Origin of the sequence: Streptomyces sp. ActVer (assembly GCF_027270795.1) — a bacterium.
Lineage (GTDB): Bacteria > Actinomycetota > Actinomycetes > Streptomycetales > Streptomycetaceae > Streptomyces > Streptomyces umbrinus_A.
Genome location: NZ_JAPWHT010000256.1, coordinates 1 through 14,480, shown reverse-complemented (window position 1 = coordinate 14,480; position 14,480 = coordinate 1). Strand labels below are relative to the sequence as shown.

Sequence of the window (14,480 nt, the reverse complement as noted above, 5' to 3'; positions counted from 1 at the left end):
CCCGCCGACTGGCCGCCGCGTGGCGGGTGGGCAGGCTGACGGCGGCGCTGCCCGGTCTCGCGGTGGACCTCGTCGCGGACGTCGACCGCCGGCTCGCCGAGACACCGCCCGCGGACCGGCTCACCCGCCCGGACCTCGTCTCCACCCTCCGCTGGACCCGTGCCGCCCTGGTCTCCCTGCACGCCCAGGAGGCTCTCGCGGGCGCCCTCCTCCCCGAACCCCGCGCCACGGCCGCGGGCACGGCCCTCGCCGCCCTCGCCGAGGCCCACGCTCTCGGCGTACCGGACGCCCGGATGGTGGCGGCGCAGCCGGTGGTGCTGGCGCTGGTGGCACCCGGTCTGGGCAGGGAGTTGAGGCTTCCGGCGGATCCCGGACACTCGCAGGGCGCACCGACGACACGTCAGGGCGCCGCCTTCACGGCAGCCCTCACGGACACGGACACACTCGCCGCCCTGGACTCACTCCCCCGCCCCCTCCCCTCGCTCCCTCCCCGCGAGGCGCTCCGCCTCCGTGTCCGCTGGGTGCAGGAACTCCAGGTGCGGCTCGTCCGGGAGGCGGCGCGGCGGCTGGCCGTAGGGGGCGGTCCGGGCGAGGCGTCGAAGGTCGGGCTGCTGCGGTGGCGGGAGTTCGTCGAGGCGCTCGAACACGGCCGCCTGCCCGGCGACTTCAAGGAACGTCTGCCGCGAGCCGTGTCGGCGCCCCTGCCCGACGCGTTCCGTCTCGCGGAGGGCGGCACGGTCGTCGCCGAACAGCCCGTGGCCAAGGGCAAGGACAAGGGCGGGAGCGAAGGCGCGGGCCAGGGCGTGTCCGGCGGACGGGCCGCCGGAACGGCCTGGGACGGCACCGGGACCCGGCCCGCCGACCCCGTACTCGTCGTCCGCACGCTCGACCCCGCGCTCGCCCCGCTCCTCCCCGGTCTCGCGGGGCTCGTCGCCCAGACGGGCAGCCCCCTGTCCCATCTCGCCGTGCTGGCCAGGGAGTTCGGCCTGCCCACGGTCGTCGGCGCCACGGACGCCGTACGCCGCTTCCCGCCCGGGTCCCGCCTCACGGTCGACGGCACCGCCGGCGACGTACACGTGCGGGAGCAGGACGAACAAGCCCTCGGCCACGTGCGGGAGCAGGAAGAAGAGGAACAGCAGGAACGACAGGTCCTCGGCCAGGAGCCCCAGGGAGACCCCCGATGAGGCGCGTCGCCTATTTCTTCGGGGCGCGGCGGCCGCGGGAGCGGGGACGTACGTCGTCATCTATCTGTACCGGTGGCAGTGGCAACGGGCCATCCTGTGCGGGGTGTTGCTGCTGGTCGTCGAGGTGATGCTGCTCGGGATCGTGCTGCTCGGGCGGCTCTCGCGGATCGAGGAGCGGATGCGTGACGCGGACCGTCGGCAGGAGGACGTGCTGGCGCGGCTGCGGGAGAAGGACACCAAGCCGGCGGGCGACCGGTTCCGCTGGCTGGACGAGCCGACGAGTCGTACGTACGTCTTCGTGCCGGTCCTGATGGTCACCGGTGTGCTGCTCTCCGGTCTCGCCTGGATCGTGCAACGGATCGCGTCGGCCACGGCCCGGCCCACGGCGGAACGGCGGCTCGCGGGGCGGCTCGCCGTCCTGGCTGCACCGGATCCGGCCCGGGACGCCGATCCGAACAGCATGGCCGATCCGGACGGCATGGACGACCTCGACGACCTGCCACCCATCGGCGGGCGAGGACGGCGTGGCCGTACCGCGCGCGTGCTCGTCGTGAGCGCGGTCGGGGCCACGCTGGCCGGCGCGCTCGTCGTGGGGCTCGCCGACCTCACCCAGACCCGCGAGGAGGACGCGAAGAACTCCGAGGCGACCTCCCTCCTGCTGAAGGTCGACATGCGCGGTACGAACATGACCGCCGAGCGGGAGTCCCTCGCCGCGCACCAACTCTGGGAACGCTGCCGGGACTCGACGTCCGTACCGCTGAACCGCGCCACCCTCGGCACGCTGGGCGACGGTCTCTTCGCGGGCGTGGTCCAGCCCGCGCTGACCGACCACGACCGGATGCGGCTGCGCGGCTGCCTGGAGGACACCGGCCTGGACCGTACACACCTCACGGTGGTCGGCATCGGCGACGCGGACGCGGACGACGACTGAGCGCGGACGTGCGGACGCGGACGACGACCGAGCGCGCACCCGTGGGCGACGCCCCGCCCCGGCGCAGTGGTTCGAACCGGAAACTCCGGTCGCTTCCACCCCTTCCCTCACACGGGCAACTTCTGCCATACACGGACAACTCTCGCCCCGGCGGCCCGGGTTACGATGCCAAGGCGCCCCTCCTCCCCGAGCCCGCGCCCCTCGTCCCCGAGCCTCCGGGTCGCCCATGGCTGTCGTCGCTCCGTCCCCTCCCCGCACCACCCTGCCCACCGGCCGGCCGCGCAGATCCCTGCGCCGAACCGTGCTGAGAGTGCTCGCCGGACTCGGTCTCGGCTATCTCGCCCTCTGGGCGACCGGTGCGCTGGGCATCCTCGCGCTGTCGTACTGGACCCGGGAACAGACCCCTCCGCCGGAAGGGACGCACGCGGTCCAGGGCATCCACCACTTCCAGCCCGTCGACGCCGAAGGGGCACTGTGGCGGGGCGCCGCCCCCTCCCCCGCGGGCTACCGCGAGCTGGCCGGGCTCGGCTTCACCACGGTCGTCGACCTGCGGGCCGAGGACCTGAGCGCCTCCCAGCTGGCCGGGCCGGGCAGGGCGGGTCTCGATGCCGTACGGCTGCCGATCCGGGACGGACAGACCCCGACGCCGCACCAGGTACGACGCTTCCTGAGCGTCGTGGGCGCGGCCCCGGGGCCGGTGTTCGTGCACTGCGGTGCGGGTGTGGGCCGTACGGGGACGATGGCCGCGGCCTATCTCGTACAGGCCGGACAGGAGTCCCCGTCGGTGGCGGTCCGGCGCAACCTCGCGGTCGGACCGCCTTCGATCGAGCAGATCTATTACGCGCTGAGCCTCGGCCAGGACCGTGCCGAACAGCCGCCTTTCCCGATCGTGGCGGTGAGCCGGCTGGTGGACGCGCCTCGGCGCATGTGGTCCTGGTGGTGAATCGACTGGGTCACTGGATCAACTGAATGCCAAGGTAGAAAGCACGTGGGACAAATAGGTGCGGATCAAGGATCGGCCGGTCGGCGGCCTCAGGAGAGCAGGAAGTCGGCCTCCCCCGCCTTGGCTCCCTGGATGAACGCGGTCATCTCGCCGGGGGTGTAGATGAGGGCGGGCCCGTCCGGATCCGCCGACTGGCGGACGGCGATCCGGCCGTCGGAGAGCTTCATCGCCTCCAGGCAGTTGCCGCCGTTGCCGCCGCTCCACGGCTTGTGCCAGCCCTCGCTGCCCAGTTCGCGGGCGGGCATGCCGTTGTAGATCCGCGCGTTGCGTATCCGGGTCTTGATGCGATCCATTCACAGCTCCTTGCGGAGATCCAGCAGGATCTCCTTCGTGCGATGTGCCGTGGCGGCCTGCGCCGCCATGCGGTCCATGACCTCGAGGTGGGTTGCCACCTCGGTACGTCCGTCCAGGTAGACGGCGCCGGTCAGGTACTCGCTGTAGACCATGTCCGGAAGTTCTGGCATGGCAAAGCGGAACAGCACGAAGGGCCCGTACGTGCCCGCGTGCGGCCCCGAGGAGAAGGGCGCGATCTGCAGCGTCACGTTGGGCAGCTTCGTGGCCTCGAGCAGCCTGTCGATCTGGGCGCGCATGACCTCGGGGCCGCCTACGGGGCGGCGCACGGCGGTCTCGTCCATCACGGCCCAGAACCGGGGCGCGCCCTCGCGCGTCAGCAGCTCCTGGCGTTGCATGCGCAGCGCCACATGGCGCTCGATGTCCTCGGGTCTGGTCTGGCCGATGGCGCCGGATTCCATGACGCCACGCGCGTACTCCTCGGTCTGCAGCACTCCGGGAACGAAGTGGGGTTCGTACGAGCGGATGAGGACGGCGGCGCCCTCCAGGCTGACGTACATCGAGAACCAGCCCGGCAGGATGTCGTGGAAGCGCTGCCACCAGCCCGGCTGGTTCGCCTCCTCCGCCAGGGCGACGAAGGCCTCGGCCTCTTCGTCGGAGACGCCGTACGACTTCAGCAGGAGCTGGAGGTACGGGATTTTGAGCGCTACCTCGGCCGTCTCCATGCGGCGGACGGTGGCGGAGGTGACGCGCAGGATCCGCGCGGCCTCCTCACGCTTGAGCCCCGCACGCTCCCGCAGGTCAAGCAGGCGCCGTCCGAGGACGACCTGCCCGACCGTCGGCGCGGACCGCGGCTCGCTCACGTCCACCTCCACTTTGTCCAGACAGCCCGGGCGGCGCCCGTTCGGGCCCCGAACGGGTACCCAACTGACGCCGCGCCACATGCTGTTGCGAGCAGTGTGCCATGGCCATACGGCACGGAACACTGCACTCTGCAATTTTCAGAGTGACACTTGCCAAGTGTTCACGACGGGGAGATAGTGGCAAGCGTGATTCCGTCCGCGCCGTTAGGAACAGACGCAGCCGAGGACCGGTTCCGTCTCGCTGCCACCGCTGGGGTACGCCCCGAGGCGGCAGCCGAGCGCCGGTTCCGCTTCGAGTTGGCCGCACATCCGGGCTCCGCAGCACAGGCCCGGCATCTGACGCGTGCCCGGCTCTCCGGCTGGTCGGTCTGTGAGGACACCTGCGACACGGCGGAGCTCGTCGTCTCCGAACTGGTCACCAACGCCATAGTGCACACGGCGAGCCGCCATGTGGTGTGCGAGCTGCACGACGGCGGCGACCTGGTGCGGATAGCCGTCCGTGACGAGGGGTGTGCGCCGGGTGAGCCCCACCCGTCGCCACAGCGTCCCGAAGAGGAGCACGGGAGGGGACTGCTTCTCGTCGCGGCGATGTGCACAGCCTGGGGCGCCCAGGAAACCGGTCCCGGACTGCTGGTCTGGGCCGAACTGCCGCGCTCGGCGAACAACGGCGCCGAGCCGCGGTCGGACCTGGGCTGGAGTGCGAGGAGCCGGCCGGCCCCAGCCGGCTCCTCGCCGACCCGGGAAGACGCGCACGGGGAACACGCCCATGCGGAGCCGAGCGGCTCGCAGCCGCCCCCGGCCGGGCACGACTGGTAGTGACCTGAATCGTTCCAGCCGCTTCCCGGCTGGTGCGGCGACAGCCGTTTCCGGATGGTTCGGAAAAATTGGAGAACGGACGGGGGCTGAATGGGTGTGAGGGCAACGTCGGCCGGTGCGCCACGGGTGCTGAACCTGGACACGCTGGTCCGCCTGGAGCGCGGCCTGCGGAAGACGTCCGGTACCGGGCCGTCGCGGCGGCTGACCGTGCCGGAGGGCATGCGGGCGCCGCTGGGCTGTGACGCGGTGGCCATGCCCGCGAGACTCGGCCCGCTGCTGATGCCCCGCCTGCCGCGCGTCGGCTGTGTGTACGCCGACAGCACGCACTGGTGGTGGCTCGTGCCCTCCGACTCCGACGTCGCCCTGGAGTGGCCGGCGCCCGCGCACTACGCCACGGGGGCGCTCGTACCCGCCTCGCCCGGTCTTCCCGGACTCATCCACAAGCCCGGCGGCACGCTTCCGTACACGCCGCCGATCCCGCTCTATCTGGCGCTGTGCCGGTTGACGGGGACTCCGCCGGCCTGGACGAGACCCGTCAGCGCGTGAGCGCTCCGCTGGGGTGCGCTGCATTCGCCTGCGGATAGTCGTGGGCTGGTCGCGCCCCGCGGCGGAGCCGCTTATGTCACAGCCCCGCGCCCCTTCGGGGCGCGCCCCCCACAGCGCGCGACCGTGAGCGCCCGGGCGTGCTCCGGTTACGCCGTGGCGGACCGGGCACGCGCCCTGCCCGATGGCGTCCCGCGCCGCGATAGTGGCCGTTCGGCCACAATCGGGGGAGGTCACCGGTGGGACCTGCGGAATCTGCGGGGGCTGCGAAGAAGACCGGGCGGAGAATCGGGCGGAGAACCACGAGGAAGACCGGGCCGACGGCATCCGCGAAGGCGGGATCCGTGAACGGGAAACCCGGCGCGGCCGGTCCCGAACCGTCCAAGCACGAGCCGTCCGAGCCCGAACCGCCCAAACACGAGCCGTCCGAGCCCGAACCGTCCGAGTCGGAGCGGCTGCTGTTCGGCGGTCCGTTGCGCTACGACATGGGCTGGTCGCAGCATTCCGACGCGTTTCTGGAGCTGAACTTCCGGGCCATGGTGACACGGCTGCCCACGCTGCTGGCGTCCAGTTTCCGGCTCGCCTGGCAGGCGGACCGGCGGGCGGCACGGATCGTGGTCGGCGCGGAGGTGGGCCGCGGCCTGGCCCAGGCGGTGAGCCTGCTGGCCGTCAACAGCGTCCTGGGGCGCCTGATGGCGACCGGCCCGGTGGAGGACCGGCTGCGCGACGCGGTGCCCGCGCTCGTCGTCGTCGCCCTCGTGATGCTGGTCGCCGCACTGCTGCGAGCCGCCTCGACATACGCCACGGGCCGCCTCGAACCGAAGGTCGAGCGCGTCGCGACGGAGCTGTATCTGGAGCGGGCGGCGGCCGTCGAGCTGTCCGCGATCGAGGACGAGGCCTTCCACAAGCTGCTGGACACAGCGCAGTACGGCGCCTCGTCCGCCCGGCGAATGATCAGGATCGCCACGCGCGTGGTGAACGCGGGGATCTCGCTGATCGCGGCGGCCGGCGTGCTGACGGTGCTGCACGTGGCACTGCTGCCGCTGCTGGTGACGATGACGCTGCCGAGCGCCTGGAGCGCGCTGACCATGGCGCGGCGCCGCTACACGTTGTTCCACGCCTGGGTGCAGCACGCCCGGGCCGGCCAGCTGATCAGCGGTCTGCTCACCGAGCCCGCCGCGGCACCCGAGATCCGCGTCCACGGGGTCGGCCCCTTCCTGCTGCGGCACTTCCGCGCGATGTCGGAGTCCGCCGAGGCGGAACAGGCCCGGCTGGCCCGACTGGGGGCCCGGACCGGACTGATCGCGGCCGCCTGGACGGGCCTCGCGACCGTGGCGACGTACGCGACGCTCGGCGGGCTGCTGCTGGCCGGTGCGATGGCGCTGTCCGTGGCGGGCACGGCGGTGATCGCGATCCGTACGGGCTCCGGGAATCTCGACACGCTCGTCCTGGAGGTCAACAGCCTCCATGAGGAAGCCCTGTTCGTCGGGGATCTTCAACGCTTGTACGTGGAGGCGGCCGAGCGTGCCATCCCGGTCGGCGGCGAACCGCTGCCCGAGGAGCCGCGCGAGATCCGCTTCGAGGACGTCACGTTCACCTATCCGGGCAGTGCGGCCCGCCCGGCGCTGGCGGACCTGACGCTCACCGTGCCGCTCGGCAAGATCGTGGCGCTGGTCGGGGAGAACGGCTCCGGGAAGACCACCCTGGTCAAGCTGTTGTCTGGCCTGTACGCGCCGCAGCGGGGCCGGATCCTGTGGGACGGCGTGGACGCGGCGACCGCCGACCGGCACCAGCTCGCCGAGCGCATCGCGATGGTGGCGCAGGACTTCAAGAGGTGGCCGTTCACGGCCCGGGTGAACGTCGCGATCGGCCGGACGTCGGCGCCCCTCACCGACGAGCGGCTGCGCACGTCCGTCACCGAGGCGGGCGCCGAGAACGTGGTGGACGATCTGCCGCGCGGTCTGGACACGCTGCTGGCCCGCATGTTCAGCGGCGGCCACGAGCTGTCGGGCGGCCAGTGGCAGCGGCTCGGTATCGCGCGGGCGGCGTACCGGAGGGGCGCGATCCTGGTCGTGGACGAGCCGACGGCGGCTCTCGACGCCCGTGCCGAGCTGGAGGTCTTCGAGAAGATCCGGGCCCTCGCGGGTACCGGTCAGACGGTCATCCTCATCACACACCGCCTCGCGTCGGTGCGCCATGCCGACCTGGTGCACGTCCTCGACCAGGGCCGGCTCGTGGAGTCCGGCACTCCGGAGGAGCTGCTGTCCTCGGGCGGGGTCTACGCCGAGTTGTACTCGCTCCAGGCGGAGCAGTTCGCCGCCAGGGTGCCGGCGCCCAAGGCCGGCTGAAGGTCTTCGTGCCTCACGCCGGGTGAGGCCCTCGGCGGCCGGCCCGGCCCGCCCGGCTCACTCGGCGAGTTCCCGCACGACCACCAGGAAAGCGTCCGTCGACAGGTCCATGATGACCTCGACGTGCTGCCCCTCCAGGCGGCGCGCCTGCGCGAACTCCTCGGCCGGCCACGAACCACGCGGCCCACCGGCGGGAAAGCGCTCCAGCACCGTTCGCCCGTTCACCACGTTGCACCTCCATGTAGCGCTGCTCTCCTGAGATCTCCAGAGAGCCCTTGAAGAGTTAAACGCCAAACATGGGGTGGACGTCTCGCGAAGTGACGTTACTGAGACGTAGCTGACACGCGGCCATCACACCTTGTGAAACACCTCTCAGGCCGTACCGACCCTCTGTACGGCCCTTCGCGTGGCCCTTCACAGGCCTTTCGCGCGGCCTTTTGTGCCCCGGCCGGACTCAGTCCTCGTACTCGTCGTGGTACCGGACGCGCTCGCTGCCCGCGGGCGCGCCCATGGCCGACGCGCGCCCCTCCGGCTGCTCCCACTCCTCCTGCCTGCCGAGGGCGGTGAGGTCCAGGAGACTCGTGGTGGAGCCCAGTCCGTCCAGTCCGCGCTCGTACGTCGAGTACGTGTGGAAGATCCGCTCACGGTCCCGGAGGAAACAGCTCAGCCCGGGCCGTTCGTACGGATCGTGGCTCTGGCCGCCGGCGCTGCTTTCGTGGCCCTCGAACGACACCTGGAAGTCGTGGTTGAAGTCGTTGCCGTACGACGAGTACCAGGGCACCGACCATCCCATCCGCGCCTTGAAGGGCAGGATCTTCGTGTACGGGGCCCTGGAGACCACCGCGAACTCGGTGCCCCGCGCGTGCAGATGCGCGAGGTGCCCGATCTGGTCGACGAACCCCGAGCAACTGCGGCAGCCCGCTTCCCACTCCGGCGCGAACATGAAGTGGTAGACGACGAGTTGAGGCCGCCCTTCGAAGAGGTCGAACAGGGTCGCCTTGCCGTCCCCGCCCTCGAAGACGTACTCCTTGTCGATCTCGACCATCGGCAGTCGTCGCCGCTCGGCGTTCAGCGCGTCACGCGCGCGGGTCGCTGCCTTCTCCCTGACCAGCAGTTCCTCGCGTGCGCCGCGCCACTCGTCGCGCGACACGATCCGCGGAAGCGTCATTTGCCCCTCCTCCGGTGCGGTGCTTTCCCTGGGGTGGACCGGAGGGAGGGGCGGAACTCATCGGTGGGGCGCGGAATTTCTTTTCTTCAGTACGTCACCGGCAGCGCGAGCAGGCCGCGGGCGCGGAGCGACGGTCGCCACCGGAGGTCGCCCGGGTCGCCGTCGAGTTCCAGGTCGGGGAGGCGTTCCAGGAGGGCGGCCAGGGCGATCTCCGTCTCCAGTCGGGCCAGTGGTGCGCCCAGGCAGTAGTGGATGCCGTGTCCGAGCGCGAGATGTCCGCCGGCGTCGCGCCCGAGGTCGAACCGGTCGGCGTCCGGGAAGCGGCGGGGGTCGCGGTTGGCGGCACCCAGGGACAGCAGGACCGTCTCGCCCGCCGGGACGGTGACGTCGCCGATCGTCACGTCCTCCCGCGGGAAGCGGCGGATGGCCAGCAGGGCCGGTCCGTCGTAGCGGACGAACTCCTCGACGGCGGCCGGGAGCCGGGTGGGGTCCGCGCGGAGAGCGGCCAGTTGGTCGGGGTGCTGGAGCAGCGCGAGGACCGCGGTGCCGATGAGCTGCACCGTGTTCTCGTATCCCGCGAAGAGGATGAGGAAGGCGAGCGACATCAACTCGTCCTCGGTGAGCCGATCGCTCCCCGCACGGTCGCTCCCCGTACTGCCGCCTCCCGCACTGTCGCTCTCGTCCCTGACCGCGATGAGGTCGGAGAGCAGGTCGTCGGCAGGCTCTTTCCGCTTGTCGGCGAGGAGTTGGGTGAAGAAGCCGAGCATCGCCACGACGGCCTCTTTGGCCGCCTGCGGCCTGGCCCGATCCGGCGCGACGAGCACATCGGTCCAGGCCCGGAAGTCGCGGCGGTGCCCGTCCGGTACGCCGAGCAGGTCGCAGATGACGGTGATGGGGAGCGGGGCGGCGTACGCGGCGATCAGGTCCGTACCGCCGTGCGCGCCCAGTGCGTCGAGAAGCCGGTCGGCGGTCTGCCTGATGGGGGCGCGCAGTTGCTCGACGCGGCGCGTTGTGAAGGCCCGGCCGACCAGGCGGCGGATGCGGGTGTGGTCGGGCGGATCCATGTTGAGAAGGTTCGCGTCCAGCGCGGGCGGCAGAGCAAAGCCCTTGTAACCACCGGGCAGCGCATGCCTCTTGTCCAGCGAGAGGAGCGGATTCGCCAGGGCCTCGCGTACGTCGTCGTAGCGCGTGACCAGCCAGGCGGGGCTGCCGTCGGGGCCGGTGACGCGGTGCACGGGCGCGGTGTCACGCAGCCGGTCGTAGACGGCGTACGGGTGAGTGAGGAGGCCGTCGTTGAGAAGGTCATCGGAAAGAAGGTCCTGGTCAGTGGACATGCGCCCACCCTAAGCGCCCCGAAAGGGGCGCGGGGAACTGCGCGACAAGCCCCCACCGACCCGCAGCAAAACGAACCGCATGCCCGAATACCCGTACGCCCAGCGGAGCGCTCACGTGTCGTAGTCCTGGATCCGCTTGCCGTGGCTCCGGTCGATCAGCGCGGGCATCCGTTCGTTCATCTCCCGCACGATCGCGGGCACATCGAGCGTGAGCAGTTCTCGTTCGCGCATGATCACCCGCCCGTCGACGATCGTCGTGCGTACGTCGCCGGAGCGGGCGCTGTGTACGAGGGTGGCGGCGAGGTCGTGCACGGGCTGGGTGTGCGGGCCGCTCACGTCGACGAGGATGATGTCGGCCCGACGCCCCGGCGCGAGACTGCCGATCTCCTCGCCGAGGCCGACCGCCCGCGCACTCTGCAACGTCGCGTGGTGCAGGGCCTGTCGGGAGGTCAGCCACCGCGGATCGCCCTCGGTGAACTTCTGGACCAGCGCCGTGAGGGCCATGGACTCCCACACGTCCAGGGAGCTGTTGGACGCGGCCCCGTCCGTGGCGAGGCCCACGGGGATGCCGAGCTCGCGGAGTGCGCGTACCGGAGTCGTCGTGGGCCAGGCGAACTTGAGGTAGCCCCGGGGCGCGCTGGCCACGGCGATCCGGCCGGTGGCGCGGCCGAGTACGGGCAGGTCGCGCTCCATGATGCCGGTGCCGTGCGCGATGAGCAGGTCGGTGTCGAGGAGTCCGGCGTCGGCCAGCACCTCGATGGGGGTGCGGCCGTGGCGGGCGAGACTGGTGTCGGCCTGGTCGCGGTTCTCGGAGGCGTGGATGTGCACCAACAGGCCGTGTTCCCTGGCAAGTTGGGCAGTGGCGGCGAGGTCGGCGTCCTCGACGGTGTACGGGGCGTGCGGGGCGAGTGACGTGGTGATGCGGCCGTCGGCGGTGTCGCGGTGGCGGAGGGCGAAGTCCAGCGACTGCTCACGTCCCTCGGCGCCCTGGGAGGAGAAGAAGGCCTGCCCGAGGTTGGCGCGCATCCCGCTCTCGGCGGTCACGGCGGCGACCGTGTCCATCGAGAAGTAGTGGTCCGCGAAGCAGGTGACCCCGCCCCGGATCATCTCGGCGCAGGCGAGCCGCGCGCCCAACTCCACGTCCTTCTCCTGGAGGTTGGACTCGATGGGCCAGGCGAAGTCGTTGAACCACTCCTCGATGGGCAGGTCCTCCGCGATGCCGCGCAGGGTGACCATCGGGGCGTGCGTATGGCAGTTGACGAGGCCGGGCATCGCGACCTGTCCGCGGGCGTCGATGTGCTCGGCGGCGGAGAGGCCAGGAGCGGGGTGGTCAGCTGCGGAGAGGTCCACGGGGCCCGTGGTGATCGTCTCGATGCGGCCGGCCCGTACGACGATGGTGGCGTCCTCGACGAAGCCGATCTGTTCGTGATCGTCGTGCACCAGGGCGGTGCACCGGGTGATAATGAGATCGGCCGGGGCTTTTGTGCCGGGCGAGTTGGCCCGATCATCGGCAGAGGCGTTGGGCGTCGCGTCGGGCGTGGGCTCGGGCGAGGTCATCACGCCACGGTACGACGGGATCGTGCCGTCGGGTGACGTGAACCGCGCATCCTGTTCCTGCCCTGTCGCCCCGGCGGTTTCGCGCGCACGCTGGCCTCACCATTCGACGGGCGGGCCCTGGAAGGCGCGTCCGGGAAGGAGCCCGGCATGCTCCTCGGCACCTGGAACCTGGAGAATCTGTACCGGCCCGGCGGCGACTTCGGACCGCGCGGCGAGGACGCGTACAAGGCGAAGCTCGCCGCGCTGGCGTCGGTCGTCGCGGAGCTCGACCCCACGCTGCTCGGCGTGCAGGAGGTCGGCGATCCCGAGGCGTTGGAGGACCTGGCCGCGATGCTGGACGGCGACTGGCACATCGCGCTCTCGGAGCATCCGGACAGCCGCGGCATCAGGGTCGGCTTCCTCAGCCGCCCGAAACCACGGAAGATCACCGACACGAACGCTTTCCCCGAACCGATGCGAGCCGTTCAGAGCGACGACGACAGTGAGCCGGTCTCGCGGACGGGCCGCGGCATCCTGACCGCGGAGATAACCGTGCGGGGCACGACCCTGACCGTGGCGGTCTGCCATCTCAAGTCGAAGCTGCTGACGTTCCCGGGCGGCCGGTTCCAGCCGCGGAACGAGGGCGAGCGGGCCCGCTACGGCGCGTACGCCCTGTACCGGCGGGCCGCCGAGGCCACGACGCTGCGTGCCGTCGCCGACGACCTCCTCGACGGCAAGGGCAAGGAGCGGAACGTGGCCGTGCTCGGCGACCTCAACGACGAGGTGGCGGCCGCCACGACCCAGATACTCCAGGGCCCGCCCGGTTCCGAGATCGGCACGCCGGGCTTCGAACGGCCCGACAAGGGGGACGCGGCCCGGCTCTGGAACATCGCGCCCCTCATCCCGGAGGAGCAGCGCTTCTCCCGCGTCCACTCCGGCCGCCCCGAACTGATCGACCACATACTGGTCAGCCGACTGCTGCTCGACCACGTGACCGGGGCGGGGACGGGGACTCCGGTCCGGGAGACCCCGCTGCCGTCGGTCGACGAGAACGCGGGGGCACGGCGGGACGCGGCGGGGTCGGACCATGCGCCGGTGTGGGTGCGGATAGAACCCTGAGGGGAGCCCTCGGGGAAGCCCGTTCGTCGGTCGGGCGCCGAGGGGAACCTTGGCGGGCTCGTCGGTCAGGCGCTGAGAGGAGCCCTGGAGGGTCCGCCGCTCAGGCGCTGAGGAGGTCTGCCGGAGGGTCCGCGAGGCCGGCGCGCTCGCGCTGCTCGACGAGTTCGTCGAGGAGGGTGGCGAGGCGCTCGGTGTGCCGCGGGGTGAGCCGGCCCGTGTCGTCGAGGTGCACGGCACAGGCGGTGGTGGTGTCGACGAGGCGTTCGAGGGTGGCGGCGACCTCGTCGGTGCCCTCCGTGTGCCGGGCCAGGGTGGGAAGTTCGGCGGCGGCGCGGTCGATCGCGGCCCGGGCCTCGGCCAGCTTCCGGTAGGCCTCGCGGCGCAGCGCCCAGCGGGCGGCCCGGTCGTCGGCGCCGCTCAGTACGTGGGTGAGATACGCGTGTGCGGCGTCGGTGGCGGCGTCCAACCGCGCCCTCACGTTCCCGCCGCGCTGTCCCGGAGCCGGCAGATGTCCGACGATCAGGACGATCGCGCAGGCCAGCAGCGTCTCGCCGATACGGCTCCAGGAGGCTTCCGGCTCCCCGCCGACCATGACGAGGGCGAGTACGAGGACGGTGACGACGGCGGTCTGCGCGGCGAAGTGCCTGGTGGCGACGGGTATCAGGGCCCCGCTGATCGCCACGAGCGCCACGAGCCCCTCCGGCCGGGGCAGCACGGCCGCGAACCCCGCGAAGACGAGGGCGCCCAGGACGGTGCCGGCCGCCCGGTTGAGCACGCGCGAGACGAGCGGCCCGAGGTCCGGCTTCACGAGGAAGACGGCGGTGGCCGGCAGCCAGTACCAGTGCACGTGGTGCAAGGCCTGCGCGACGGCCGCGCTGGCTCCGTAGCAGAGGGCGACGCGGAAGCCGTACTCACGGCCGCCCTGGCCGGTGACCGTGCGGAGCAGGGCCTTGGTACGGAGGGGGCGCAGGCGCAGGCCCTTGTGCGCGGTCTGCCGGGCGCCGCGGTCGAGGGGGTTGGTGCCGGTGTCGCTGCGAAGAGCGGCGTCCACGTCGCTGTGGGGGGCGGCGCCGCGCTTGTCATCGGCCTTCTCGCTGCTGGTCCTCTCGCCGTCGATCCGCCGGCTGCCGGGCTTCCTGCCGCCGGTCTGCTTGCCGCCGCGGTCGAAGGTCTCGGCGGCGTGCAGGAGTGCGTCGTCGAGGGCACGCAGTCCGGGTACGGACCGGGCGGGCGCGGGCAGCGGCCCGCAGGGCTCGCCGGTCCGTACGGCGACGGCGAGCCGTCGCGGCCCCTCCGCCGTACGGGCGGGCAGCGCGTCCCCGGCCCAGGCCAGCGCGGTCGCGG

General features: G+C 71.8%; 14 protein-coding genes. 7 read left to right on the top strand and 7 right to left on the bottom strand.

What is annotated here, in order from left to right; genetic code table 11:
- The 3 genes from O3Q52_RS33100 to O3Q52_RS33090 all read left to right on the top strand — a co-directional run.
- Window positions 1-1,184: PEP-utilizing enzyme (locus O3Q52_RS33100; RefSeq protein WP_269652356.1), on the top strand; the 1,184-nt coding region annotated here is incomplete at its 5' end.
- A gap of 103 nt (window positions 1,185-1,287) precedes the next feature.
- The gene (locus tag O3Q52_RS33095) at window positions 1,288-2,115 is read left to right on the top strand and encodes a hypothetical protein (RefSeq protein WP_269652355.1); all 828 of its coding nucleotides are present in this window, start codon (window positions 1,288-1,290) and stop codon (window positions 2,113-2,115) included.
- A 226-nt stretch (window positions 2,116-2,341) separates the two neighbouring features.
- Window positions 2,342-3,058 (top strand): sulfur transferase domain-containing protein, encoded by a 717-nt coding sequence (locus O3Q52_RS33090; protein WP_269652354.1) that lies wholly within the window; start codon window positions 2,342-2,344, stop codon window positions 3,056-3,058.
- An 89-nt stretch (window positions 3,059-3,147) separates the two neighbouring features.
- Here O3Q52_RS33090 and O3Q52_RS33085 read toward each other — a convergent pair whose 3' ends face one another.
- Window positions 3,148-3,411, bottom strand: coding sequence for a DUF397 domain-containing protein (locus O3Q52_RS33085; RefSeq protein ID WP_055616070.1), 264 nt, complete (start codon window positions 3,409-3,411; stop codon window positions 3,148-3,150).
- Window positions 3,412-4,272: a helix-turn-helix transcriptional regulator gene (locus tag O3Q52_RS33080; RefSeq protein WP_269652353.1), complete on the bottom strand. Its 861-nt coding sequence runs from the start codon at window positions 4,270-4,272 to the stop codon at window positions 3,412-3,414.
- Between the two features lie 177 nt (window positions 4,273-4,449).
- Between O3Q52_RS33080 and O3Q52_RS33075 the strand changes: the two genes are divergently transcribed.
- The 3 genes from O3Q52_RS33075 to O3Q52_RS33065 all read left to right on the top strand — a co-directional run bounded on the left by O3Q52_RS33075 (window position 4,450) and on the right by O3Q52_RS33065 (window position 7,979).
- Window positions 4,450-5,088 carry an ATP-binding protein gene (locus O3Q52_RS33075; protein ID WP_269652352.1) on the top strand — a complete coding sequence of 213 codons (639 nt, stop codon included), beginning with the start codon at window positions 4,450-4,452 and terminating at the stop codon, window positions 5,086-5,088.
- A 90-nt stretch (window positions 5,089-5,178) separates the two neighbouring features.
- Window positions 5,179-5,634: a hypothetical protein gene (locus O3Q52_RS33070; protein WP_269652351.1), complete on the top strand. Its 456-nt coding sequence runs from the start codon at window positions 5,179-5,181 to the stop codon at window positions 5,632-5,634.
- Between the two features lie 482 nt (window positions 5,635-6,116).
- On the top strand, window positions 6,117-7,979 hold the full coding sequence (locus O3Q52_RS33065) for an ABC transporter ATP-binding protein (RefSeq protein ID WP_269652357.1): 1,863 nt from the start codon (window positions 6,117-6,119) through the stop codon (window positions 7,977-7,979).
- A gap of 57 nt (window positions 7,980-8,036) precedes the next feature.
- Here the strand turns inward: O3Q52_RS33065 and O3Q52_RS33060 are convergent, their stop codons facing one another.
- From O3Q52_RS33060 to O3Q52_RS33045, 4 genes are all read right to left on the bottom strand, one after another.
- Window positions 8,037-8,207 (bottom strand): hypothetical protein, encoded by a 171-nt coding sequence (locus O3Q52_RS33060; RefSeq protein ID WP_169801964.1) that lies wholly within the window; start codon window positions 8,205-8,207, stop codon window positions 8,037-8,039.
- A 226-nt stretch (window positions 8,208-8,433) separates the two neighbouring features.
- Window positions 8,434-9,147: a DUF899 domain-containing protein gene (locus O3Q52_RS33055; RefSeq protein WP_269652350.1), complete on the bottom strand. Its 714-nt coding sequence runs from the start codon at window positions 9,145-9,147 to the stop codon at window positions 8,434-8,436.
- Between the two features lie 86 nt (window positions 9,148-9,233).
- Window positions 9,234-10,481, bottom strand: a complete 1,248-nt coding sequence (locus tag O3Q52_RS33050; protein WP_269652349.1) for a cytochrome P450 — start codon at window positions 10,479-10,481, stop codon at window positions 9,234-9,236.
- 111 nt (window positions 10,482-10,592) lie between these two features.
- Window positions 10,593-12,038, bottom strand: a complete 1,446-nt coding sequence (locus O3Q52_RS33045) for an amidohydrolase (protein ID WP_269652348.1) — start codon at window positions 12,036-12,038, stop codon at window positions 10,593-10,595.
- A gap of 147 nt (window positions 12,039-12,185) precedes the next feature.
- Here O3Q52_RS33045 and O3Q52_RS33040 point away from each other — a divergent pair, with 147 nt between their 5' ends.
- A complete protein-coding gene (locus tag O3Q52_RS33040; RefSeq protein WP_269652347.1) occupies window positions 12,186-13,136 on the top strand; it encodes an endonuclease/exonuclease/phosphatase family protein in 951 nt (316 codons plus the stop codon).
- A 100-nt stretch (window positions 13,137-13,236) separates the two neighbouring features.
- Here the strand turns inward: O3Q52_RS33040 and O3Q52_RS33035 are convergent.
- Window positions 13,237-14,480: FUSC family protein (locus O3Q52_RS33035; RefSeq protein WP_269652346.1), on the bottom strand; the 1,244-nt coding region annotated here is incomplete at its 5' end.

What these genes read in the sequence shown, in the direction of transcription:
- O3Q52_RS33050 (WP_269652349.1), bottom strand. Translation starts at nt 10,481, where the DNA reads ATGTCCACTGACCAGGACCTTCTTTCCGATGACCTTCTCAACGACGGC.
- O3Q52_RS33040 (WP_269652347.1), top strand. Translation starts at nt 12,186, where the DNA reads ATGCTCCTCGGCACCTGGAACCTGGAGAATCTGTACCGGCCCGGCGGC.
- O3Q52_RS33090 (WP_269652354.1), top strand. Translation starts at nt 2,342, where the DNA reads ATGGCTGTCGTCGCTCCGTCCCCTCCCCGCACCACCCTGCCCACCGGC.
- O3Q52_RS33065 (WP_269652357.1), top strand. Translation starts at nt 6,117, where the DNA reads ATGGGCTGGTCGCAGCATTCCGACGCGTTTCTGGAGCTGAACTTCCGG.
- O3Q52_RS33085 (WP_055616070.1), bottom strand. Translation starts at nt 3,411, where the DNA reads ATGGATCGCATCAAGACCCGGATACGCAACGCGCGGATCTACAACGGC.
- O3Q52_RS33070 (WP_269652351.1), top strand. Translation starts at nt 5,179, where the DNA reads ATGGGTGTGAGGGCAACGTCGGCCGGTGCGCCACGGGTGCTGAACCTG.
- O3Q52_RS33055 (WP_269652350.1), bottom strand. Translation starts at nt 9,147, where the DNA reads ATGACGCTTCCGCGGATCGTGTCGCGCGACGAGTGGCGCGGCGCACGC.
- O3Q52_RS33045 (WP_269652348.1), bottom strand. Translation starts at nt 12,038, where the DNA reads ATGACCTCGCCCGAGCCCACGCCCGACGCGACGCCCAACGCCTCTGCC.